This is a genomic window from Gordonia liuliyuniae (assembly GCF_021738805.1).
Lineage (GTDB): Bacteria > Actinomycetota > Actinomycetes > Mycobacteriales > Mycobacteriaceae > Gordonia > Gordonia liuliyuniae.
The window spans coordinates 112,552-133,166 of sequence record NZ_JAKKOR010000011.1 but is presented as its reverse complement, the minus strand read 5'-3'; the positions used below and the strand labels follow the sequence as shown (position 1 = coordinate 133,166).

At 66.0% G+C, this 20,615-nt stretch carries 21 protein-coding genes and 4 tRNA genes; 4 read left to right on the top strand and 21 right to left on the bottom strand.

The features are described from left to right. Nucleotide 1: 1 nt before the first annotated feature. The 5 genes from L5G33_RS14700 to rplJ form a co-directional block, all read right to left on the bottom strand. Nucleotides 2-874: an MlaE family ABC transporter permease gene (locus L5G33_RS14700; protein WP_236998938.1), complete on the bottom strand. Its 873-nt coding sequence runs from the start codon at nucleotides 872-874 to the stop codon at nucleotides 2-4. 2 nt (nucleotides 875-876) lie between these two features. After that, nucleotides 877-1,683 carry an MlaE family ABC transporter permease gene (locus L5G33_RS14695; RefSeq protein ID WP_236998937.1) on the bottom strand — a complete coding sequence of 269 codons (807 nt, stop codon included), beginning with the start codon at nucleotides 1,681-1,683 and terminating at the stop codon, nucleotides 877-879. Beyond that, nucleotides 1,680-2,969: an ABC transporter ATP-binding protein gene (locus L5G33_RS14690; protein ID WP_236998936.1), complete on the bottom strand. Its 1,290-nt coding sequence runs from the start codon at nucleotides 2,967-2,969 to the stop codon at nucleotides 1,680-1,682. Before L5G33_RS14690 ends, L5G33_RS14695 begins: the two co-directional genes overlap by 4 nt. Nucleotides 2,970-3,367: 398 nt before the next feature. Next, entirely contained in the window at nucleotides 3,368-3,754 is a 387-nt protein-coding gene (gene rplL / locus L5G33_RS14685; protein WP_236998935.1) for a 50S ribosomal protein L7/L12, read from the bottom strand. A gap of 103 nt (nucleotides 3,755-3,857) precedes the next feature. After that, entirely contained in the window at nucleotides 3,858-4,388 is a 531-nt protein-coding gene (gene rplJ, locus L5G33_RS14680) for a 50S ribosomal protein L10 (RefSeq protein ID WP_236998934.1), read from the bottom strand. Between the two features lie 308 nt (nucleotides 4,389-4,696). On the opposite strand from rplJ, the gene L5G33_RS14675 reads away from it, so the two are divergent. Both L5G33_RS14675 and L5G33_RS14670 read left to right on the top strand, forming a co-directional pair. Next, complete coding sequence (locus L5G33_RS14675; protein ID WP_236998933.1) at nucleotides 4,697-5,875, top strand: glycoside hydrolase family 76 protein; 1,179 nt, start codon at nucleotides 4,697-4,699, stop codon at nucleotides 5,873-5,875. A gap of 96 nt (nucleotides 5,876-5,971) precedes the next feature. Next, on the top strand, nucleotides 5,972-7,987 hold the full coding sequence (locus L5G33_RS14670; RefSeq protein ID WP_236998932.1) for a CocE/NonD family hydrolase: 2,016 nt from the start codon (nucleotides 5,972-5,974) through the stop codon (nucleotides 7,985-7,987). Between the two features lie 4 nt (nucleotides 7,988-7,991). On the opposite strand, the gene L5G33_RS14665 is transcribed toward L5G33_RS14670, so the two are convergent. The 13 genes from L5G33_RS14665 to L5G33_RS14605 form a co-directional block, all read right to left on the bottom strand. Beyond that, nucleotides 7,992-8,423 carry a TIGR04338 family metallohydrolase gene (locus L5G33_RS14665; RefSeq protein ID WP_236999160.1) on the bottom strand — a complete coding sequence of 144 codons (432 nt, stop codon included), beginning with the start codon at nucleotides 8,421-8,423 and terminating at the stop codon, nucleotides 7,992-7,994. 53 nt (nucleotides 8,424-8,476) lie between these two features. Further along, complete coding sequence (locus L5G33_RS14660; RefSeq protein WP_236998930.1) at nucleotides 8,477-9,298, bottom strand: DUF2786 domain-containing protein; 822 nt, start codon at nucleotides 9,296-9,298, stop codon at nucleotides 8,477-8,479. A gap of 94 nt (nucleotides 9,299-9,392) precedes the next feature. Next, on the bottom strand, nucleotides 9,393-10,727 hold the full coding sequence (locus L5G33_RS14655; protein ID WP_236998929.1) for a bifunctional adenosylcobinamide kinase/adenosylcobinamide-phosphate guanylyltransferase: 1,335 nt from the start codon (nucleotides 10,725-10,727) through the stop codon (nucleotides 9,393-9,395). Between the two features lie 107 nt (nucleotides 10,728-10,834). Beyond that, nucleotides 10,835-11,551 (bottom strand): 50S ribosomal protein L1, encoded by a 717-nt coding sequence (rplA, locus tag L5G33_RS14650; RefSeq protein ID WP_236998928.1) that lies wholly within the window; start codon nucleotides 11,549-11,551, stop codon nucleotides 10,835-10,837. Between the two features lie 111 nt (nucleotides 11,552-11,662). After that, the gene (gene rplK / locus L5G33_RS14645) at nucleotides 11,663-12,100 is read right to left on the bottom strand and encodes a 50S ribosomal protein L11 (protein WP_236998927.1); all 438 of its coding nucleotides are present in this window, start codon (nucleotides 12,098-12,100) and stop codon (nucleotides 11,663-11,665) included. 78 nt (nucleotides 12,101-12,178) lie between these two features. Then, nucleotides 12,179-13,018 (bottom strand): transcription termination/antitermination protein NusG, encoded by an 840-nt coding sequence (gene nusG, locus L5G33_RS14640; RefSeq protein WP_236998926.1) that lies wholly within the window; start codon nucleotides 13,016-13,018, stop codon nucleotides 12,179-12,181. A gap of 86 nt (nucleotides 13,019-13,104) precedes the next feature. Then, the gene (secE, locus tag L5G33_RS14635) at nucleotides 13,105-13,470 is read right to left on the bottom strand and encodes a preprotein translocase subunit SecE (RefSeq protein WP_236998925.1); all 366 of its coding nucleotides are present in this window, start codon (nucleotides 13,468-13,470) and stop codon (nucleotides 13,105-13,107) included. A gap of 38 nt (nucleotides 13,471-13,508) precedes the next feature. Beyond that, a tRNA-Trp gene (locus L5G33_RS14630) sits at nucleotides 13,509-13,581 on the bottom strand. A 188-nt stretch (nucleotides 13,582-13,769) separates the two neighbouring features. Beyond that, nucleotides 13,770-14,858 (bottom strand): fused (3R)-hydroxyacyl-ACP dehydratase subunits HadA/HadB, encoded by a 1,089-nt coding sequence (locus L5G33_RS14625; RefSeq protein WP_236998924.1) that lies wholly within the window; start codon nucleotides 14,856-14,858, stop codon nucleotides 13,770-13,772. Nucleotides 14,859-15,131: 273 nt separating this feature from the next. After that, the gene (gene rpmG / locus L5G33_RS14620) at nucleotides 15,132-15,299 is read right to left on the bottom strand and encodes a 50S ribosomal protein L33 (RefSeq protein WP_183369950.1); all 168 of its coding nucleotides are present in this window, start codon (nucleotides 15,297-15,299) and stop codon (nucleotides 15,132-15,134) included. 86 nt (nucleotides 15,300-15,385) lie between these two features. Next, nucleotides 15,386-15,459, bottom strand: a tRNA-Met gene (locus tag L5G33_RS14615). Between the two features lie 37 nt (nucleotides 15,460-15,496). Then, nucleotides 15,497-15,569: transfer RNA gene (locus L5G33_RS14610), tRNA-Thr, on the bottom strand. A 123-nt stretch (nucleotides 15,570-15,692) separates the two neighbouring features. Further along, a tRNA-Tyr gene (locus L5G33_RS14605) sits at nucleotides 15,693-15,773 on the bottom strand. A 129-nt stretch (nucleotides 15,774-15,902) separates the two neighbouring features. Here L5G33_RS14605 and L5G33_RS14600 point away from each other — a divergent pair. Continuing rightward, a complete protein-coding gene (locus L5G33_RS14600; RefSeq protein WP_236998923.1) occupies nucleotides 15,903-16,394 on the top strand; it encodes a YajQ family cyclic di-GMP-binding protein in 492 nt (163 codons plus the stop codon). 159 nt (nucleotides 16,395-16,553) lie between these two features. On the opposite strand, the gene htpX is transcribed toward L5G33_RS14600, so the two are convergent. Together htpX and L5G33_RS14590 are read right to left on the bottom strand one after the other, a co-directional pair. Next, nucleotides 16,554-17,417 (bottom strand): zinc metalloprotease HtpX, encoded by an 864-nt coding sequence (htpX, locus tag L5G33_RS14595; protein ID WP_236998922.1) that lies wholly within the window; start codon nucleotides 17,415-17,417, stop codon nucleotides 16,554-16,556. A gap of 86 nt (nucleotides 17,418-17,503) precedes the next feature. Further along, nucleotides 17,504-18,520, bottom strand: a complete 1,017-nt coding sequence (locus tag L5G33_RS14590) for a polyprenyl synthetase family protein (protein WP_236998921.1) — start codon at nucleotides 18,518-18,520, stop codon at nucleotides 17,504-17,506. A 143-nt stretch (nucleotides 18,521-18,663) separates the two neighbouring features. On the opposite strand from L5G33_RS14590, the gene L5G33_RS14585 reads away from it, so the two are divergent. Beyond that, on the top strand, nucleotides 18,664-19,893 hold the full coding sequence (locus L5G33_RS14585; RefSeq protein WP_236999159.1) for a geranylgeranyl reductase family protein: 1,230 nt from the start codon (nucleotides 18,664-18,666) through the stop codon (nucleotides 19,891-19,893). 27 nt (nucleotides 19,894-19,920) lie between these two features. On the opposite strand, the gene L5G33_RS14580 is transcribed toward L5G33_RS14585, so the two are convergent. Continuing rightward, a complete protein-coding gene (locus L5G33_RS14580) occupies nucleotides 19,921-20,613 on the bottom strand; it encodes a demethylmenaquinone methyltransferase (protein ID WP_236998919.1) in 693 nt (230 codons plus the stop codon). Between the last annotated feature and the right edge of the window lie 2 nt (nucleotides 20,614-20,615).

Genomic DNA, 20,615 nt, shown 5'->3' with positions numbered 1-20,615 from the left:
TCTAACCTCCGACTCTGACCGACGTTGTGGTTCCCCAGATCGCCAGGCCGAGGAAGAAGTCCAGGACGGCGATCAACACGAGCGCGGCGCGCACGGCGTGCCCGACGGCCACGCCGACGCCCGCGGGCCCGCCGCTGGCGTAGTAGCCGTAGTAGCAGTGCACGAGGATGATCACGAAAGCGAACACCAGGACCTTGCCGAACGACCATAGGACGTCGGCAGGCGGTAGGAACAGATTGAAGTAGTGGTCGTACGAGCCCGTCGACTGGCCGTTGAACACTGTGTTGACGACGCGTGATGCGAGGTAGGCCGCCATCAGGCCGAGCACGTACAGCGGGATGACGGCGACGAAGCCTGCGATCACGCGGGTGCTGACCAGGAACGGGATCGACGGCACCGCCATCACCTCGAGCGCGTCGATCTCCTCGGAGATGCGCATGGCGCCGAGCTGAGCGGTGAAACCGCAGCCGACCGTCGCCGACAGCGCGAGGCCCGCCACGAGCGGTGCGACCTCACGCGTGTTGACGTACGCCGACAGGAAGCCGGTGAGCGCTTGAGACCCGATCTGGTCGAGTGCCGCATAGCCCTGCATGCCGACGACGACGCCGGTGAAACCGGACATCAGGATCATGACGCCGACCGTGCCGCCGATCACGGCGAGTCCGCCGGAACCGAACGCCACCTCGGCGAGCAGGCGCATCACTTCGCGCGTGTAGTGCACGAGGGTCTTCGGGATCCAGGCGAGTGTGCGTCCGTAGAACGACATCTGCTCGCCTGCGCCGTCGAGCATCTTCAACGGCTTGCCAAGCTGTTTGCGCGCCTCGTACAGGTAGTACTCCGGGCGGCTCTTGGCGATCGTCACACCACGAGTCATCACTAACCTACCTTCGGCGGAACGATCTGCAGGAACACGGCGGTAATGATGAGGTTCGCGAAGAACAGCAGCAGGAACGCCACCACGACACTCTGGTTCACCGCTTCGCCGACGCCCTTCGGCCCGCCCTTCGGGTTGAGGCCCTTATACGCGGCGATCACACCGGCGATCACACCGAAGATCGCGGCTTTGAGCGTCGAGATGTAAAGGTCCGGAAGCTGCGCGAGCGCACCGAACGAGGCCAGGTAGGCACCTGGCGTGCCGCCTTGGACAACGACGTTGAAGAAGTATCCGCCGCCGATGCCGACCACGGCGACGAGGCCGTTCAGCAGCACGGCGACCAGAACCATCGCCAACACGCGTGGCACGACGAGACGCTGGATGGGATTGATGCCCAGCACCTCCATCGCGTCGATCTCTTCACGAATGGTGCGCGACCCGAGGTCGGCCGCCACGGCCGAACCGGCGGCGCCCGCCACCAACAGCGACGTCACCAGCGGTGACCCCTGTTGCACGACGACCAGCACGCTGGCCGCACCTGTATATGATTCAGCGCCGAGCTGCTTGATCAGCGAACCGGTCTGCAGCGAGACGATCGCACCGAACGGGATCGCGATGAGCGCCGTCGGAAGGATCGTGACGCTGGCGATGAACCAGGCCTGCTGAATGAACTCGCGCAGCTGAAACGGACGCACGAAGAGCTGGCGTGCGACGTCGACGAACAGCTGGACGATATTGCCGGTCTGGGCGAGCGCGCCCTCTCCGGCATTCGCGACTTTGTCGACGCCACGCGTGGTGGCACTCGTCATGCCTGGTTACTCCCCTGTCCATTCGACTGATCGTTGATAGCCGTCTCGATGGCGGAGGTGTCGATCGGCTGGGTGAAGGCGTCGTCGCCTGCTGGCTGCGCGGCTGCGGTCTTCGCCAGGTCGGGTCGGGTGACTTCCTCGGTCCGCGCGTTGGCGCCCACGTCGTGGACGTGGGTCGGCTCGACGTAGACGCCTTCCGGTCCGCCGGGCAGGCCGGTCTTTCCGACGTCGGGGTCGTTGAAGTCGGTCGCGGCGAGCGCGACCAGCGTGGTCGAGGTCTCCGGCGCCTCGGCGGCCTGACGGTCCTCGGCGGCGATTGAGTTGTGGATCGCTTCCTGCGCGTTGGCGGGCAGCGTGTGCAGCATCCCGAGCACGTTGGCACGGTGCCGGATCGCGGCCTTGCGGACCGGCATGCCCGGGTTGGGCTGGACCTGCGGAATGATCTCGGAGAAGTCGTCCTTGGTACCGCCGCCGGAGATGCCCGCGGCCTGCATCGCAGCCTCGGCCGCCGCTGCTGCCTCGTCCTTCTCCTCGGACATGCCGATCGGACCGAAGCGGTCACCGGCCAGGAACTGCTTGACGACCGGCTGCTCCGACGTCAGCAACTGTTCACGCGGACCGAACATCACCAGTTCCTTGCGGAACAGCATGCCGATGTTGTCCGGGATCGTACGAGCGATGTTGATGTTGTGCGTGACCACCATGATCGTCGCGTCGATCTCGGCATTGATGTCGATCAACAACTGCGAGATATAGGCGGTACGCACCGGGTCCAGACCGGAGTCCGGCTCATCACACAGGATGATCTCCGGATCGAGCACGAGGGCGCGGGCCAGGCCGGCACGCTTGCGCATACCACCGGAGATCTCGCCGGGCAGCTTGTCCTCAGCACCGGTCAGACCGACCAACTCGACCTTGTCCAGGACGATCTTGCGGATCTCGTCTTCCTTCTTCTTCGTGTGCTCACGAAGCGGGAACGCGATGTTGTCGTACAGGCTCATCGAACCGAACAACGCACCGTCCTGGAACAGGACGCCGAACAGCTTACGGATCTCGTAGAGTTCCTTGGCCGAACACTGCGTGATGTCGGTGCCGTCGATGACCACCGACCCCTGCTCAGGGTGGAGCAGACCGATGAGCGTCTTCAAGAACACCGACTTACCCGTACCCGACGGGCCCAGCAGAGCACTGACCTCACCGGCAGGCAACGTCAGACTGACGTCTCTCCAGATGTTCTGCGAGCCGAACGACTTCGTAAGTCCCTCGACCGTGACCTCAACTCCCACTGCGTCCCTCCAGACGTTCATTCACCGGTCCAGCCACCGCGTCCATCCGTAGTCGCAGTCTTCAAGCGTCCTCGCTCGCCCCGGCGTGCCCTTTGTGGCTGCGGTCACTCTAACGCACGTGACCAGCGGTACACACCATCGGAACTGGCGAAAGCCTTCTCACAACCGCCCTACTGAGCAGTAACTTCTCGGTGGTCTGAGAATACGCGAAGAAGCGCCGTACACCAAGTGACGCCCGACTCTTTGGCCCCCGATGCTGAGACTGCCGCCACTCGACGGCTGACCGGGCGACACCGGGACAGGCGAGCATGGAAAAAGGCGAGGCCCGCAGGTCTCCCTGCGGGCCTCGCCCGTATCAAGCCACGCGTGGTGACCGGTGCGCCGAACGGCGCATCAGATCACTTGAGCGAGATGGAGGCGCCGGCCTCTTCGAGCTTGGCCTTGGCGGCCTCGGCGTCTTCCTTGCTGACCTTCTCCAGGAGGGCCTTCGGAGCGCTCTCGACGAGGTCCTTGGCTTCCTTCAGGCCCAGGCCGGCGACGACCTCACGCACGACCTTGATGACCTGGATCTTCTTGTCGCCCGCGCCCTCAAGCACGACGTCGAACTCGTCCTGCTCGGCAGCGGCTTCCGCGCCGGCGGCCGGAGCACCGGCAGCAGCGACGGCGACCGGAGCAGCAGCGGTGACCTCGAAGACATCTTCGAACTTCTTCACGAAATCGCTGAGCTCCAGCAGGGTCAGTTCCTTGAACTGCTCGATGAGCTCGTCAGCGGTGAGCTTCGCCATGGTGGCGTCCTTCCGTAATTCCCCGCCGGTGCGGGGGCGCCTGCGGTGCAGGCTCGATCATGGGTGGTGATCGGCGAACCGATCGGATTGGAGCAGCGGTGACTCAGGCGGCGTCGCCCGAAGCCTCCTGCTTCTCCTGCAGTGCCGCGGCAAGACGCGCGACCTGCGACGCAGGCTGGTTGAACAGCCCTGCAGCCTTTGCCAAGTTGCCCTTCATGGCACCGGCGAGCTTCGCCAACAGAACCTCACGGGACTCAAGGTCGGCGATCTGTTCGACCTCGGCCACGGACAGCGCGCGGCCGTCCATGTACCCGCCCTTGATGACAAGGTTCTTGTTCTCCTTGGCGAACGTCTTCATCGCCTTGGCGGCTTCGGGAAACTCGCCCTGGATGAATGCGATCGCGGTCGGACCGGTGAACAGCTCGTCGAGGCCCTCGACGCCTGCCTCTTCGGCAGCACGCTTGACGAGGGTGTTCTTGGCGACGGAGTAGGTTGCACCTTCACCGAGCGAGCGACGCAGGGTCCCCAGCTGGGTGACGGTCAGACCACGGTATTCCGTGACCACTGCCGCGTCGGAGCCCTTGAACTGCTCGGCGATCTCTGCGACTGCAGAAACCTTTTCGGCGTTAGCCATACTTCGCCTCCTCTCGTGTCACTTCACGTCGGTCCGGGTTAAGGGACCGAATCGGACCCAGGCCGTCGTGCCGTGAGAGCGGCGATTCGCGATCGGAGGCTGGCCAAAAGAAAAACGCCCCGGCGCAGGAGGCACGGGGCGAACAAGAACTCAGCGCATAGCGTGAGGAGTACTCCACGTTCATCCTGCGTGGGTCGCCGACTCTCGCCGGACCTTCGATCGGAAACTTCGTTCCCGACGACCAACGGTCTCTGGTTGAACTCGGTACATCGAGCGAACTCGATGTACCGGCTAATAGGCTAACGTCCATGGCCGCAGAAGTCGAATCGGCGCAGCGTCGGGCCGCCGCAGCTCAGCAGGCGCTGCGCGTTCGCCACCTCCGCAGGCTCGGCGGATGGGTTCCGGGCACCCGGATCGGCCGGGTCGCATGGCCGCCTGCCGGGCGGCCGCTGTCGAAGGAGCGTCTCACGGCCTCGTGGAACTACTGGTGGCAGGCACACCTGGTGGACGTCCTCGTCGACGGCGCGATCCACCGCGACGACGCCCGGTGCGAGCGCGATGCGACAGCACTGTTGCGCGGGATCCGCTTCCGCAACGCCGGCAGATGGACCAATTCGTACTACGACGACATGGCGTGGCTCGGTCTCGCGATCGAGCGGGTGGAGCGCCACCTGGGGCCAGGCGCCGCGAGCTGCCGCCCGCGGGCGTTGCGCGTCCTGCGCGACCGGGTGTACGACGCCTGGGCGCCGGACGCGGGCGGCGGCATCCCGTGGCGCACCACCGACACATTCTTCAACGCACCTGCGAACGGGCCCGCCGCGGTCCTGCTGTCCCGAACCGATCGCATCGAACGGTCAATCGCGATGGCCGACTGGATGGACGAGCATCTCCGGCTGCCATCCGGGCTGATCGCGGACGGGCTCTGGTGTCACGCGGACGGCACGTGCGAACTCGACGACTCGCTGTACACCTACTGTCAGGGCGTGGCGCTCGCCGCGCAGACACAGACATACCGCCACACCGGCGACCGCGCGCGACTGCACCGCATCGACGCCCTGTTGACCGCCGTGGCCGACCGATTCACCACCGACGGCGTCATCCACGCCGCGGGCGGCGGGGACGGCGGCCTGTTCGGAGGCATCCTCGCGCGCTATCTGGCATTCGTCGCCACCGACCTGACCGACGACGGCCCCGAGTCAGTCTCGATTCGGGAACGGGCCGCGTGGATCGTCACCGCCAGCGCTGACGCGGCATGGGCCAACCGGGCCGAGCACGAACACCTCCCCGTGTTCGGCCACGATTGGCGAGTGCCCGCCGTGGTCCCGACGGCGGTCGGCCCCGCAGGCCGCAGGCACGGCGGGGCGGTCGCATCGTCGAAGACGCCGGAACGCGACATGTCCGTACAGATCGCCGGGACGATACTCCTTGAAGCCGCGGTCGCGGTCACGATCGGATCACCGGAGGACATCGTTTCCACCCCGGGTTAGGCATCTGGAACGCCGTCGTTTTTAATTGGGACAGCAACACTTTTGGTGACGTGTGCCACATGGCCGGCTTCGGTCGGCGGGAGGGTGAGTGACGCGATGACACTCGACTTGGACTACGACGCGTTCGCGGGGGCAGACCGGGGATCTGCCCGACTGCAGCCGAACGCCGACGGCGGCGAGACCGCCCGAGCCTGGCGCGACGCCGTCGACGGCAGTCAGCCGTACCCGCGAGTGCACATTGATCGCAGCGTCACCCTGACGATGTCGGACGGGACACGGCTGCGGGCGACCGTCGTCCGCCCGGCCAATCTCCTCGGCCAGCCAGTCCGGACCCCGTTCCCGGCCGTCTTGAACATCAACCCGTACAACCGGGCGGTCATCGACTCCATCGACCACACGCTGCACGCGCCCGCGATCGGCCGCGTGGTCCGGACCGCGAGCGCGTCGCTGCCGCTCGGAGACGGGCTCTCCCGGATCGGCCGCACCTTTGGTACCGGCTTGTGGGACGTGTTCGGCATCAACCGCAACCTAGTCCGTTCCGGCTACACCCAGGTGATCGTCGACGTTCGCGGCACGGGCTCGTCACACGGCCGATGGGAGATCCTGTCGCCGCGCGAACAGCAGGATTCGGTGGAGGTCATCGACTGGCTCAGCCGTCAGCCGTGGTGCGACGGAAACGTCGGCATGACCGGGTGGTCGTACTCGGCGATCAACTCGCTGCAGGCCGCCGGGCTCCGTCCGCCCGCGCTCAAAGCGGTCTTCGCCGTCGAGGGCGGCGAGGACATCGTCCGCGATGTCTACCTGACCGGCGGGATGCCGTCGGCGTTCATCCCGCTGTGGTTGGCCCTCGTCAACGGACTGAAATGGCTGCCGAATCCGGCGACCGGCGTCGCCGACGTGCTGCGCGGCGACGCGTACCTCTGGCTGCGCGACCGGTTGAAGTCGCCAGCCTCGGAGATGCCGTCGCTGATCTGGGGTTTCCTGACCGCACGCGACGACCGGATCTTCGACGACCCGTACTTCGATGAACGCAACCCGAAAGTCGAGCAGATCGAGTGCCCCACGTTCACTGTGGGCGGCTGGCACGATCTGTTCGGCCGCAGCGCCACCCGCGTGTACGCCAAGCTCCAGATGGCCCCCGGCCGCAAGCAGATGCTCGTGGCAGACGGCTATCATCTCGACCCCGGGTGCGATCACGGCGCACCCGGACGCCCGCCGCGCCTGGACGTCCTGGAACGCGCCTGGTTCGACAAGTGGCTCAAAGGCATCGACAACGACGTCGACGGTTACGGCCCGGTGACCATGCACCAGCAGGGCGGCAGTTGGTCGTGCGGTGACGCCTTCCCCCGCACCGGCGTCACACCGCGCCGACTCTTCCTGACCGAGGAGCCGTCTGGGACCGCAGACCATGCACGGCACGACGGCAGTCTCCGGCCCTCCCCTGCGTCCCGACGACGCACCCTCCGCATCACCCCGGACCTGCGTGGGTTCGTCTCCCGCGACATCGCCCAGGTCACCGCGGGCGCCGCCATCGTGCTCGGCGAAAAGTTCTCGACCGACGCGCGTTTCCAGGAGGCAGGCGGACTGTCGTTCACCAGTGAACCGGTCGCTGCCCCCACGCAGGTGTCCGGCCAGATGAATCTGCGGTTGAACGTCTCGACGACCGCGCACGAGGGCATCTGGGCGGTCACCGTCAACGACGTCGCTCCCGACGGCTCGTCGCGCGTGTTGACGAACGGAGCGTTGACGGCGTCCAACCGCGCACTCGATCCGTCACGGTGCACGTACACCGACGACGGCGTCCTACTCGACGCCGTCCACTATCTGTCCCGCATTCGCCGGCTCCCGGTACCGGCCGACGAGCCGGTGCGGATCGACGTCGACCTCGTCCCGACGGACGTGGTCCTCGCAACCGGCCATCGGCTGCGCGTCGACGTCTACGCGGCGAGCCTCCCCCGGTATCTGACCATCGTCCCCGACCTGATCAAAGCGCGTGGCCGCAGGCAACGGCTGGTCCTGGACCCGACTAAGCCCAGCTATCTGACGTTCCAGGCCGACGGCGACCTCGGGGCCGACCCGGTGCCGGTGGTGCGACTGGCCTCGGCTCGCTGAGCGGTCACAGCAGTCCGCTGTCGCCGAACACCACGCGGTAGACGAGCGCGGTCTCCGGTCCGAGGACGAGTCCGACGAGTTCGATGAGGGTGTCCACGAAGCCACGGCCGTGCGCCGGCGCCCCCACCGGGTCGACGTGATGCGCGATCTCGTGCAGGACCACCAACTCCCGCATCGCCCAGGCGCCGTTTACCGACTCGGGCACGGCGATCACACCGCCGTCGCGTTCGTAGTGGGCCGCGGTGCTCCCCCGCCGTCGCCGCACCGTGACGGGCCGCTGCGCCTGCGGAAAGCTCTCGCACACGCTCGGCAACGCGAGCACATCGTCGACGTACCGCCGGACTGCGTCGACCGACGAGAATCTGGCTTCCGGTGGCAGAGTCAGCTCCGCACCCGCGATCTGCACCGTCCGCGACGAACCGGCCCGCTCGACCATCGCACGGACGAGTTGTTCGGCCGCATAGACCGCCGATCGGTCGACGTCGCGCGTCACCGGTCGATCGCGCCGCGGGCCCCGGGCAACGTGTGGTCCGCTCCGATGCGGGCGCGTCGGCCCGCCTGATCTCCGGCCTGCCGGGCCGCAACCGAATACCCGGACCGCGCCGACGACGGACGCCACGTCCCTCGCGCCGACGAGGAGTGCCGGTAGAAGTCGCGGATCTCCACCTCCTTGTCACGCAACGCGACCTCGGTGGAGCCGGCGGCCGTCGTCTCGGCCGCGACGGCTTCGGCGCGCTGCTCGTCCCGCGCCCGGACCAGCCGCGCCCCGATGCGTTCGGCGAACCCCGACTGGAAGTTCAGGCGGGCGGTGATCGGCGACAGCGGCTTCTCAGCGACCGCCCGGCGCCGAAAGTATCCGTCGCCGACGGTGACCACCTGGCGTGCGGTCTCCCGCTTGTATGTACCCGACTTCAGATAGGCGTCGCTGGCTGCGACCATCTGGATCACCAAGGACGTGTACAGCGCCTCGGTCGTGTCAATGTCCACTTCGAACCCGTAGGCGATGACGAACGTCGAGTTCGACGCCACATCGACGGTCAGATCGTTCGCGCGCGCGATCTGCACGAACAATTGCACGTACGTCTTGAGTCCCCGTTTACCCTTCTCTCCGATGCTCACCTGACGGGTGATCGGCGTCGTCGCCGTGCGCGTCGACCGATCGTGCGCGCGAGCCAGCGCGAGGTCAATGGACGACGCCGTCGCCAGACGTTGCGCGGCCGCCATAAACGCTTCGGCCTCGTGCTCGTTGTCGGTGCCTTCGGCCTGCCGGAGCAGTCCCGCGATGCGGGTCAGAAGTCTGTCGTCGCGCATGCGCCACAGGTTATCGGTCGACGCCACCGACCGTCGATCCCGTTATCCACAGGCTCGTCGCCGGTGACGTCGCGCGCGGAGCCGCAAGGGGACGTCAAAGGACAAGTGGACGTCCGGCCACCATCAGCACCACGGTCTCGGAGATGTTCGCGATCGCCGCATTGAGACGTCCCAGTTCATCGCGGAACAATCGTCCGGACGCTGTCGCGGGCACGACGCCGCTACCGACCTCGTTGCTGACCGCGACCACCGATACCGTGCACTGCTCCCAAGCCGTCACGAGTTGGTCCACATCGTCGCGCACACCGCTCAAGTCACCGCTGTCCCAGACCCCGTGGTGGTCGAGTCGGGCGCTGAGCCAGGTGCTCAGGCAGTCGACGAGCACTGGAGTCGTCGTCGTGCACAGGAGGTCGGTGACCTGCGTCGTCTCGAGCGTCGTCCACGACGCGGGCCGTCGCCGCTGATGGAGTTCCACGCGACGCGTCCACTCAGGGTCACCGCCAGCCGGGCCGCCTGCAGCGACGTAGACGAGATCGGTCACGTCCGCGAACAGGTTCTCGGCGTACCGTGACTTGCCCGACCGGGCTCCCCCGGTGACGAACACGCGCCGACCAGTTGGGAGCGATCCGCCTGCCCGCACACACTCACCATCGCGCCCGGGCCTCGCCCCCACCGCCTCCAGCCGCCGTGAGAGCTCGTCGAACGGCGGATTGTGGTGGCTCAGGTGCACCGCGACGACGTCGGTCCGGTCGGTGACCGCCCCGACCCGCCGCATGGACCCGACCATCTCGGAGAAGCCGTCGAACCCCAGGTGCCCCACCGAGTCGACGACGTGGTCGCCGAAGGTCTCTTCGAGGAACACCGTGTCGTACCGGGCGTCGGCCACCGCGTCGAACCACGATCGCGGCCACGTCCCGGTGTCCGTGGCCCACAGCAGCCGTGTCCCGTCGGGGCCGGTCACGTCGTAGAGCACGGCGTCACCGTCGACGAACACACGGTGCCGGGCCGGGAGGACGCGAATGTCGTAGTCGTCGAGTCGGAGCCGATCGCCCGCACCGACGGCGACGAAACGTACGGGATCGTCGGGTCCCACCCAACCGCGGCAGTCCTCTAGCGCGGCGGCCGGCCCGACCACGCACAGTTCCTCGAGTCCGGAGACCCAGGACCGCCACAGCAGAGCCTGCGGCCCGAGATGGTCTGGGTGCGCGTGTGTGACCAACAGCACTCGTACACGCGCCAGCGACCGACCCGCCCGCGTCGCCGCGCTCGGCGTCTCCGGGCCGCAGTCGAGCAGAAGGGTGTCATCGACGAGTGCAGCCGTCTGTCCGCGGATCTCCCGTCGTGCGGCCGCGTCGAGGCACGACGTGCAGGAGCAGAACGGGTTCGGCCAGCCGTCAGCGGCTCCGCTGCCGAGCACCACGACGTCCATCGCCCCTCCTCATGCGTTCACCGGTACCGGTGAACGCACGAAGGGCCCGGCAGCGTGTGCCGGGCCCCTCGCGCTATCTCGTTCTATGCGTTCGTACGCAGTTCTTCTCAGGCCTGATCTTCGCCCGCGAAGTTGCGGGTCACCGACGGATCGACCTGGATGCCCGGGCCGGTGTTGGTCGAGACCGTGACCTTCTTGACGTAGCGCCCCTTGGCAGCCGACGGCTTCGCACGCAGGATCTCGTCGAACGCGGCTCCGTAGTTCTCGGCGAGCTTCTTCGCGTCGAACGACGCCTTGCCGATCACGAAGTGCAGGTTCGCAGCCTTGTCGACGCGGAAGCTGATCTTGCCGCCCTTGATGTCGTTGACAGCTTTGGTCACGTCGTTGGTGACGGTGCCGGTCTTCGGGTTCGGCATCAGGCCGCGGGGGCCGAGGACACGCGCGATGCGGCCGACCTTGGCCATCTGATCCGGGGTGGCGATCGCGGCGTCGAAGTCGAGCCAACCACCCTGGATCTTCTCGATCAGGTCCTCGGCGCCGACCTCATCTGCGCCTGCGGCGGTCGCTTCGTTCGCCTTGTCGCCTGCGGCGAACACGATGACGCGGGCGGTCTTACCGGTGCCGTTCGGCAGGTTGACGGTGCCGCGAACCATCTGGTCGGCCTTGCGCGGGTCGACGCCCAGGCGGACGGCGACCTCGACGGTCGAGTCGGTGTTCTTCGACGACGTGTCTTTCGCGAGCTCTACAGCCTCCAGCGGGCTGTACAGGTTGTCGCGATCGATCTTCTCGGCGGCGGCCTGGTAGGCCTTGCTCTTCTTGCTCATGCTCTGTTCCTTCTCCCCGCGTAGTGCGGGAGTTAGTGGTTAATGGGCCGAGCACGGCCCTCCCACGGATGTCACTGGTTCTCTGCCCTGACGGCAGAGGTGTTGGCGGGATCAGCCTTCGACGGTGATGCCCATCGAACGCGCGGTGCCCGCGATGATCTTCGCGGCGGCGTCGACGTCGTTGGCGTTCAGGTCTTCGGCCTTGGTCTTGGCGATCTCGCGGACCTGGTCCATCGAGACCTTGCCGACCTTGTTCGTGTGCGGAACACCCGAACCCTTCTGGAGGCCTGCGGCCTTCAGGAGCAGCTTGGCTGCCGGCGGGGTCTTCAGCTTGAAGTCGAACGAGCGGTCTTCGTACACGAAGATCTCGACCGGAATCACGTTTCCACGCTGGTTCTCGGTCGCGGCGTTGTACGCCTTGCAGAACTCCATGATGTTGACGCCGTGCTGGCCGAGCGCCGGACCCACGGGCGGAGCCGGGTTGGCCTGGCCCGCCTGGATCTGGAGCTTGATGATCCCGGAGATCTTCTTCTTCTTCTTGGGAGGCATATCCTCTAGTCCTTTTTCCTACAGATCCGCGCACGCTGGATACGCGGAAGTCTCTTCATCGCATTCGGTGGAAGGCCGTCAGATCTTCTCGACCTGGTTGAAACCGAGTTCGACCGGCGTTTCGCGGCCGAAGATCGACACCAGGACCTTCACCTTGCGCTGTTCTGTGTTCACCTCGCTGATCGAGGCCGGGAGAGTCGCGAACGGTCCGTCCATGACAGTCACCGACTCGCCGACCTCGAAGTCGACCTCGACGAGGTTCGACGCGGCTGCCGCGGCTTCCTCGACGCTCTCGCCCGCGTCCGCTGCCGCCTTCGCGGCCTGAGCCTTGCGCACTTCTGCGCGCGGCATCAGGAACTGAAGGACTTCCTTCAGGGACAGCGGCGACGGACGGGAAGTCATGCCGACGAACCCGGTGACGCCCGGCGTGTTGCGGACGGCGCTCCACGAGTCGTCGTTCAGTTCCATGCGCACCAGGATGTAGCCCGGCAGCACCTTGCGGTTGACCTTCTTCTGCTGGCCGTTCTTGATCTCGGTGACCTCTTCGGTCGGCACTTCGACCTGGAAGATGTAGTCGCCGACGTCGAGGTTCTGGACGCGGGTCTCGAGGTTGGTCTTCACCTTGTTCTCGTACCCGGCGTACGAGTGGATGACGTACCAGTCACCCGGCTGGCGGCGCAGCTGCGCCTTGAATTCGGCGACCGGGTCGACTTCGACCTCAGGATCAGCAGCCTCAGGCTCTGCCGCTTCGGCTTCTGGGGCCTCTTCTGCGTTGGCTGTCGTTTCAGCAGCCTCCGGCGCGGCATCGGCGACGGGGTCGGCACCTGCGGCGTCGACCGTGGTCTCCGCCTGCACAGCATCGTCGGGCATCGCATCGCCGGCCTCCGGCGATTCGATTTCGTTCTCCGGGGTGCTCACTGCGCCCAACTCCTTCATTCTCAGACCGGGCCGAAAAGGCCCGCTAGTTCTCCGGGAGGTCCGCCCCGCAGCGTGTGGTCCGACCGTCAGCCGAACACCTGCAACATCAGCTTCGCGAAACCGATGTCCAAGCCCGCGATGATCGCGGTGAGGACCACGAGAAACGCGAGCACTGCGATCGTGTAGTTGACCATGTCGTTGCGCGTCGGCCACACGACCTTGCGCATCTCGCTGACGACCTGCTTGAGGAACACCCAGATGCGGACGAACGGGTTTCGGCTGGTCGATGGTGCGGCTTCCGCGGCGCGCGACTTGGTCGCGACTGCGGTGCCGCTGTCGGCCCGACGACCACGCGTTGAGCGTTTGCCGCTCGGACGCAGTTCATCGGCCCGGATGTCGTCGACCTCGATCGAGTCGTCGACGTCGCCGGCCTTGCGATCCCGCTTGGCCACCTTCTCACCGATCCCTTCGTATGCATTCTGCCCGAGGGCAGGGGCGACAGGACTTGAACCTGCAACCTGCGGTTTTGGAGACCGCTGCTCTGCCAGTTGAGCTACGCCCCTTTGTACCGGATGCGCATCCGGTACCGTCCAGCGCTTAACAACACCAACGCGCCACCCTTTGGGCAGCGCGCAAGTCTAAAAGAGCATCAGACTCAACTAGTGTAGAGCACGTCGGCGGTCGGACCCAACTTCGCCCGGTAACACCAGGTGAAGGCGGGCACGCGCTGCACGCTCGTCTTCGATCGCAGTCACGCGAATTGCACATGGGCCTGCGCACGGCCGAAAATCTTGCGATCGCCTTGTTTGGCGACGAGTGCGATCACACCGCGCCGGGTCCCCGGGTCGAGCGATTTGACCTTCCCGGTGAAATCGATCTCCGCATAGCCGACAGCGGGGACGTAGACGGGACTGGTGAATCGCACGTTGTATTCGTACACGGCCGCCGGATCCCCGACGAAGTCGCTGATCACGCTCGCGCCGATGCCCATCGTCTGCATGCCGTGTGCCACCATGCCGTCCAGGCCCGCCGACGTGGCGACCTCGGGCGAGAAGTGGATCGGGTTCGGGTCGCCAGCAACGCCCGCGAAGTTCACCAGATTGCCCAGCGTCAGCTTCTTCGTGACCGCAGGCAACGACTGGCCGACCTCGAGCGAATCGAAGTCGATCGCCCCATACGGCTTCGGTTCGACGGACGGATCAGGATCGTTGTAGCGCTCGAACGGCCCGAAGACCGTCTGCGCACTCTGTGGCTCACGGTCGATCGTCATCATCACGTGCTCGAGCTTGTCCAGGACGTCCGGGTCGACGTCGACCGACGGCCGAGCGACAAGCGAGGTGAATGTCGTCAACACCGGCTCGTGATGCTGGTTCCAGACGATGTTCTTCGTCACCATCATGTCGGTGCCCATCGACTGCCGGAACGATTCGAGGGAGACGTCGCAGACCAGTCGGTCGCCCACCTTGACCGGCTGGTGGAAGATCAACCGCTGGTCGCTCTGCATCACCTGCCACACGTCGTATCCGGTGACGACGTCCTCGAAGAGGCGACGCTGCGCGATGATCCCGAGAACCGAGATGTACGTCGGCGCCGCAATCAGCGTGTCGTGGCCGAGACGGGCGGCGACGTTCTCATCCCAGTGCGCCGGGTGATCGGATTGGACGGCCCGCGCATGTTTACGGACCTCTTCTCGTCCCACCTCATAGAAGTCGTCGACCGTGTAGTTGTAGCCGACCATCGCCCTGGTGTGTTCGGCGATCTCCTCCGGCGTCATCTTCTCCCCGGACTTCAGTTTTGCGATCCGCGCCAGGATCTCTGGGTCATCGATCTGATCTGTCATCGCCCACACACTCCTCACACGGCACCCCGTCGTGGGCCGCTGTCCACGCCAGCCGGCAGGGCTGTGCCGACTGAACTTCCCTCTTCTCTTGTTCGTTCCGTCGCACGCGGTGTCCACATGAACCGACACCTGATCGTTACACACGGGTGGCACACGATCGTTACACATCGCGGTCGGCATCACGTCCGGACACCACGAAAGCGGGCCACCTCGCGTGAGGTGGCCCGCTTTCGAAAGTGTTAAGTCTCCTGCACGCGCGAAGCGCGGCTCAGGTCAGCGCGACTCTTTGTGCGCCTGGTGAGTTCCACAGTTCGGGCAAAACTTCTTCAGCTCGAGGCGGTCAGGGTTGTTACGCCGATTCTTCTTGGTGATGTAGTTACGGTGCTTGCACACCTCGCATGCCAAGGTGATCTTCGGCCGGACATCGGTTGAGGAAGCCACTTTGTTTGCCTACTTTCGCGTCTTGCAGTTGTCGGGCCGTATCGCGGCCCTGCCTCGGGCCGGGGCGTGCACCGGTGATCGATGTGTAGCGGTGGGGGGACTCGATCCCCCGACCTCACGATTATGAGTCGTGCGCTCTAACCAGCTGAGCTACACCGCCCTGTCGGTCCCGAAGCCGTACGGCCGCGAAACCAGCGAGCCCCCTGACGGAATCGAACCGTCGACCTTTTCCTTACCATGGAAACGCTCTACCGACTGAGCTAAGGGGGCGTACTTGACACCCGGCGACGTCACCGTCACCGTGTACTCAAGAGCCTCAACGAGGTTACACATACGGACACCGAGAAACCAAAACCGCTGGTCGTCGTAGATCTGTACGAGTTGACTCGTTTGTGGCAGATATAGGATTCGAACCTATGTAGCTTGCGCGACGGATTTACAATCCGCTCCCTTTGGCCGCTCGGGCAATCTGCCATTCGCCGCCCACTCCTCGGCGTCCACGCATGCGAGGAACACCCCAGTGAGGGCAACGGCGACTAGAATACAACGAACCTCCCACGTCCATGCAAATCTGCTGCTCAGACACCGTGTACTCTTCGGTGCATGGCTGATTCCTCATTCGACATCGTGAGCAAGGTCGACCGTCAGGAGGTCGACAACGCACTCAACCAGGCGGGCAAAGAACTGTCGCAGCGGTACGACTTCCGCGGCACCAACACCGGCATCGACTGGTCGGGCGAAGAGAAGATCGTGATCACCTCCGACGCCGAGGAGCGCGCCCTCGCCGCCCTCGAAGTGTTCAAAGAGAAGCTGATCCGCCGCGACATCTCCCTCAAAGCGTTCGAAGCGGGCGAACCCGCCGCTTCTGGCAAGACGTTCAAGATCTCCGGCGAGATCGTCGAAGGCATCGATTCCGAGCACGCCAAGAAGATCTCCAAGAAGATTCGCGACGAAGGTCCCAAGGGCGTCAAAGCGCAGATTCAGGGCGACGAGCTGCGCGTCTCGTCCAAGAAGCGCGACGATCTGCAGTCGGTGATCTCGCTGCTGAAGGGCGACGATTTCGGGATTGCCCTGCAGTTCGTGAACTACCGGTAGATGTTTCGACGCCGGTAGGTGGGGCGAAATATCGTTCGTCGGCAGTCCTCGCTCCTCGCCTAGCGGCTCGTCGCTGCGGAGGGCTCCTCACGACATTTCGCCCCACCTACCTCGTTTCGCTCTGCGTCACGAACTGCTGAGCCCGCACCCGTGAAGCGTTTATTGCCCCATCTCGCGGGCCATGTCCTGCAGTCTGGCGACGCGTTCCTCGGTCGGCGGGTGGGTGGAGAAGAAGCGGGACAGCTTCTCACCGGCCCGGAACGGGCTCTCTATCATGAGATGCGACTGGGTCGTCAGGTCCGGGGTCGGCGGCAGCGGGGCCGACTGGATTCCGCCCGAGATCTTGTTCAAGGCGGATGCGAGTGCGAGTGGGTCGCCAGTGAGCTCGGCACCGGACTGGTCGGCCTGGAATTCACGCGAGCGCGAGACCGACATCTGGATGACCGCCGCGGCGACGGGGCCGAGGAGCGAGACGAGGATCATCGCGAACGGGCCCGGACCGTTGTCGCGGTTGCCGCCGAACATGCCCATCCACATCGCCATGTTCGCGAGCCCTGTGATGACCGCCGCCATCGCGCCCGCGATGGAGCTGATGAGGATGTCGCGGTTATAGACGTGCGAGAGCTCGTGGCCGAGCACGGCGCGCAGCTCGCGTTCGGTGAGTAACTCCATGATCCCGGACGTGCAGCACACGGCGGCGTTCTTGGGGTTCCGCCCGGTCGCGAAGGCGTTCGGCGACTCCGTCGGACTGATGTACAGCGCGGGCATCGGTTGGTGCGCCTGCGTCGCTAGTTCTCGAACGATCCGGTACAGAGCGGGCGCCTGGACCTCTGTCACCGGTTGCGCGTGCATCGCTTTGAGCGACAGCTTGGCACTGTTGAAATAGGCGTACGCGTTGGTGCCGACCGCGAGCAGCACAGCGACGATCAGGATCGTCTTGTTGCCGAATGCTGCCCCGATGCCGACGATGATCGCCGACATGGCGCCCATCAACGCAGCCGTCTTGAGCCCGTTGAAATGCACCGTGCCTCCTGTTTGCGTTCGAGGGTGTCTATCTTCTCAACGCGAGGCGCAGACAATCAGTTCCAGACGGAAGTGATAGTCGCGTCTCAGCCGATGCGGTCGACCGTGTAGCGGACGAGCGAGGTGAACGCGTCGTTGGCGTCACCGGCCGGGAGGGTCGCGAGGAGTGCCGCGGACTCCTCAGACATCTCCTGTAGTTTCGCGCGCGCCGCGGTCATGCCGTCCGACGCGACAAGCAGATGGAGCGCTTCGTCGACCTCGGCGTCGTCGGTGACCGCACGCGGTGTTCCCGTCGCCTGGTCGACGAGCAGCTCGGTCAGTCGAACCGCGTCGGGTCCGTCGCCTGCGAGGGCGTAGATGACGGGCAGTGTGTGGACGCCCTCGCGCAGATCAGTGCCCGGGGTCTTGCCGGAGTCGCCGGTCACCGAAGCGATGTCGATGATGTCGTCGGACACCTGGAACGCGGTTCCGATGATGTCGCCGAGGCGGGTCAGGGTCTGGATGCTGGCCTCGTCGGCGCCCGCCGACATCGCGCCGAACCGTCCCGCGGCGGCGATCAACGAGCCGGTCTTTTCCCAGACCACACGCAGATAGTGGTCGACGGGGTCTGCTCCTCGCGCACCGACCGTCTCGCGCATCTGGCCGGTGACCAGCTCGGCGAACGTGTCGGCGATGATGCGGACGGCGTCGGGACCGAGCGTCGACACCAGATGCGACGCACGGGCGAACAGGAAGTCGCCGGCCAGGATCGCCACCGAGTTGGACCAGCGCGCGTTCGCGGACTGGGCTCCGCGACGGATCGGAGCCTCGTCCATGACGTCGTCGTGGTAGAGCGTCGCGAGGTGCGTCATCTCCAGGACGGTCGCCGACGTGATGACGTCGCGGTTCTCCGGTTCCGGGCCGAAGTGTGACGCCAGGATCGCGAACATGGGACGGAATCGTTTGCCGCCTGCCTTCGCAAGGTGCGTCGCGGCCTCGGTGAGGATCTCGTCGCCCGACGACAGTTCGGTGAGGAGCAGTTCTTCGACGTCGGCAAGCGAGGTCCGGACCTGTCCGGCGAACTCGCCTGTGCCGAGGTCCAATCCGGCGAATGTTGACTTCACTGGTGTTCGAGCCCCACTTCGTTCCGTTCCTGCCACCGCGGGTTCGGGCGGCGCTGCACACCAGCAGCCTAGCCGCTGACGGCGGACGCCATACTGGTCGGGTGACGACCGTACCGCCCGCCGACGACAATCCGTCTCCCGCGATGCCGGACAGCACCGACTTGCTGGTGGTCGGCGCCGGCCCGGCAGGCGCCGCCGCCGCCGCGCACGCCGCTCGCCGAGGCATGGACGTCGTCCTGCTCGACGCGGCCGTGTTCCCGCGCGATAAGACGTGCGGCGACGGCCTGACACCACGCGCCCATTCGGCGATGAACGCGCTCGGGATGGGCGAGTTCCTGGCCGACCGTCCCCGCATCCGCGGACTCGAACTGAACGGGTGGGGTGCACGCCAGCAGGTGGCGTGGCCGTCGTCGCCGTTCGGCGAGGTCGGAACCGCGGTGTCCCGGATGGAACTCGACGACGCCATCCGCCGCTTTGCCGTCGATCACGGGGCCCGCATGGTGCAGGGCACCAAGGCGATCGGCGTCCAGGTGATGGGAGGCCGGATCGAGTCGGTGACGCTCGCGTGCGGCGGTGCACTATCGCAGATATCGGTGCAGAACGTGATCGTCGCGGACGGCGTCCGGTCCGGCCTCGGCAAATCCCTGGGGCGGCAGTGGCATCGGGAGACGGCGTACGGCGTCGCGGCGCGATCGTATGCGTTCTCGGAGCGGTCGGACGCCGAGTGGATGGGATCGCATCTGGAGTTGCGGGGCCCCGACGACGAACTGCTGCCGGGGTACGGCTGGGTGTTCCCGCTGGGCGGGGGACTCGTGAACGTCGGCGTCGGCGCGTTGGCTACGGCGAAGCGCCCCGCGTCCCTGGCGCTACGCCCGGTGTTGGAGCACTACGCCCGCATGGTCGGCGACGAATGGGCGCTGACGGCGCCGCCCGAACGCATCACGTCAGCGCTGCTGCCGATGGGCGGCGCGGTCTCGGGCGTAGCGGGCGCGAACTGGATGTTGATCGGCGACGCCGCCGCCTGCGTCAACCCGTTGAACGGCGAGGGCATCGACTACGCGTTGGAGACCGCGGAAGCCGCGGTCGCGATGCTCGACACCGCGAGCGATTTCTCCGCCGCGTGGCCGGCACACCTACGCCGCGAGTACGGGGCGGTGTTCGCGGCGGCTCGTCGCGCGGCAGGACTATTGACGCTCCCTCAGACCGTGCCGGTGCTGGGTAGGCCCGGCATCCGATCGGCGACGCTGATGTCGACGGTGGTCCGCGTGATGGGCAACCTGCTGACGCCCGAGGACACCGACGTGATCGCCCGTGCATGGCGAACCGCCGGACGAACCGCGTCGAGAGTCGAGTCCCGGCCCCCGTTCACGTAAATCGAGCACGCGAGAGGATCGAGTGTATTAGGGACGGCGCGCGTGGTGGATGGCCGCAATTCCACCGGTCTGGTTGGTCCATCCCACGTCCGCGAAGCCTGCGGCGTTCAGCTTGGCCGCCAACCGTTCCTGGTCGGGCCATTCCCGGATCGACTCGGCGAGGTACACGTAGGCGGCTGGATTGGACGACACCTTCGTCGCGACGGCGGGGAGCGCCTTCATCAGGTACTCCATGTAGACGGTGCGGAACGGCCGCCACGTCGGCGTGGAGAACTCGCACACCGCGAGGCGCCCACCGGGTTTGAGAACACGCCGCAGTTCGCGCAACGCGAGGTCGACGTCGTTGACGTTGCGGAGCCCGAACGAGATCGTCGCGGCGTCGAACGACTCGTCGGCGAACGGAAGATGGAGTGCGTCGGCGGCGACTTTGGGCATGTCGCGGCGAGCATTCGCCCGAAGCATCCCGAGGGAGAAATCGGCGGCGACACAGGTGGCCCCGGACATTCGGAGTTCGTCGGTGGAGACCGCGGTGCCCGCGGCGAGGTCGAGGACGACGTCGCGGGGGCGGAGGCGGAGCGCCTTGCGCGTGTTACGCCGCCAGAGCCGGTCCTGGCCGAACGAGAGGACCGTGTTGGTGATGTCGTAGCGTTTGGCGACGCCGTCGAACATCTCGGCGACTTCGGACGGCTTCTTGTCCAGGCCTGCGCGGTCTCCACTCATGT

Coding starts and splice junctions, on each gene's coding strand:
- L5G33_RS14700 (WP_236998938.1), bottom strand. CDS start 874: ATGACTCGTGGTGTGACGATCGCCAAGAGCCGCCCGGAGTACTACCTG.
- L5G33_RS14695 (WP_236998937.1), bottom strand. CDS start 1,683: ATGACGAGTGCCACCACGCGTGGCGTCGACAAAGTCGCGAATGCCGGA.
- rplL (WP_236998935.1), bottom strand. CDS start 3,754: ATGGCGAAGCTCACCGCTGACGAGCTCATCGAGCAGTTCAAGGAACTG.
- rplJ (WP_236998934.1), bottom strand. CDS start 4,388: ATGGCTAACGCCGAAAAGGTTTCTGCAGTCGCAGAGATCGCCGAGCAG.
- L5G33_RS14675 (WP_236998933.1), top strand. CDS start 4,697: ATGGCCGCAGAAGTCGAATCGGCGCAGCGTCGGGCCGCCGCAGCTCAG.
- L5G33_RS14670 (WP_236998932.1), top strand. CDS start 5,972: ATGACACTCGACTTGGACTACGACGCGTTCGCGGGGGCAGACCGGGGA.
- L5G33_RS14665 (WP_236999160.1), bottom strand. CDS start 8,423: ATGGTCGAGCGGGCCGGTTCGTCGCGGACGGTGCAGATCGCGGGTGCG.
- L5G33_RS14660 (WP_236998930.1), bottom strand. CDS start 9,298: ATGCGCGACGACAGACTTCTGACCCGCATCGCGGGACTGCTCCGGCAG.
- L5G33_RS14655 (WP_236998929.1), bottom strand. CDS start 10,727: ATGGACGTCGTGGTGCTCGGCAGCGGAGCCGCTGACGGCTGGCCGAAC.
- rplA (WP_236998928.1), bottom strand. CDS start 11,551: ATGAGCAAGAAGAGCAAGGCCTACCAGGCCGCCGCCGAGAAGATCGAT.
- rplK (WP_236998927.1), bottom strand. CDS start 12,100: ATGCCTCCCAAGAAGAAGAAGAAGATCTCCGGGATCATCAAGCTCCAG.
- L5G33_RS14625 (WP_236998924.1), bottom strand. CDS start 14,858: ATGACAGATCAGATCGATGACCCAGAGATCCTGGCGCGGATCGCAAAA.
- L5G33_RS14600 (WP_236998923.1), top strand. CDS start 15,903: ATGGCTGATTCCTCATTCGACATCGTGAGCAAGGTCGACCGTCAGGAG.
- L5G33_RS14585 (WP_236999159.1), top strand. CDS start 18,664: ATGCCGGACAGCACCGACTTGCTGGTGGTCGGCGCCGGCCCGGCAGGC.
- L5G33_RS14580 (WP_236998919.1), bottom strand. CDS start 20,613: ATGAGTGGAGACCGCGCAGGCCTGGACAAGAAGCCGTCCGAAGTCGCC.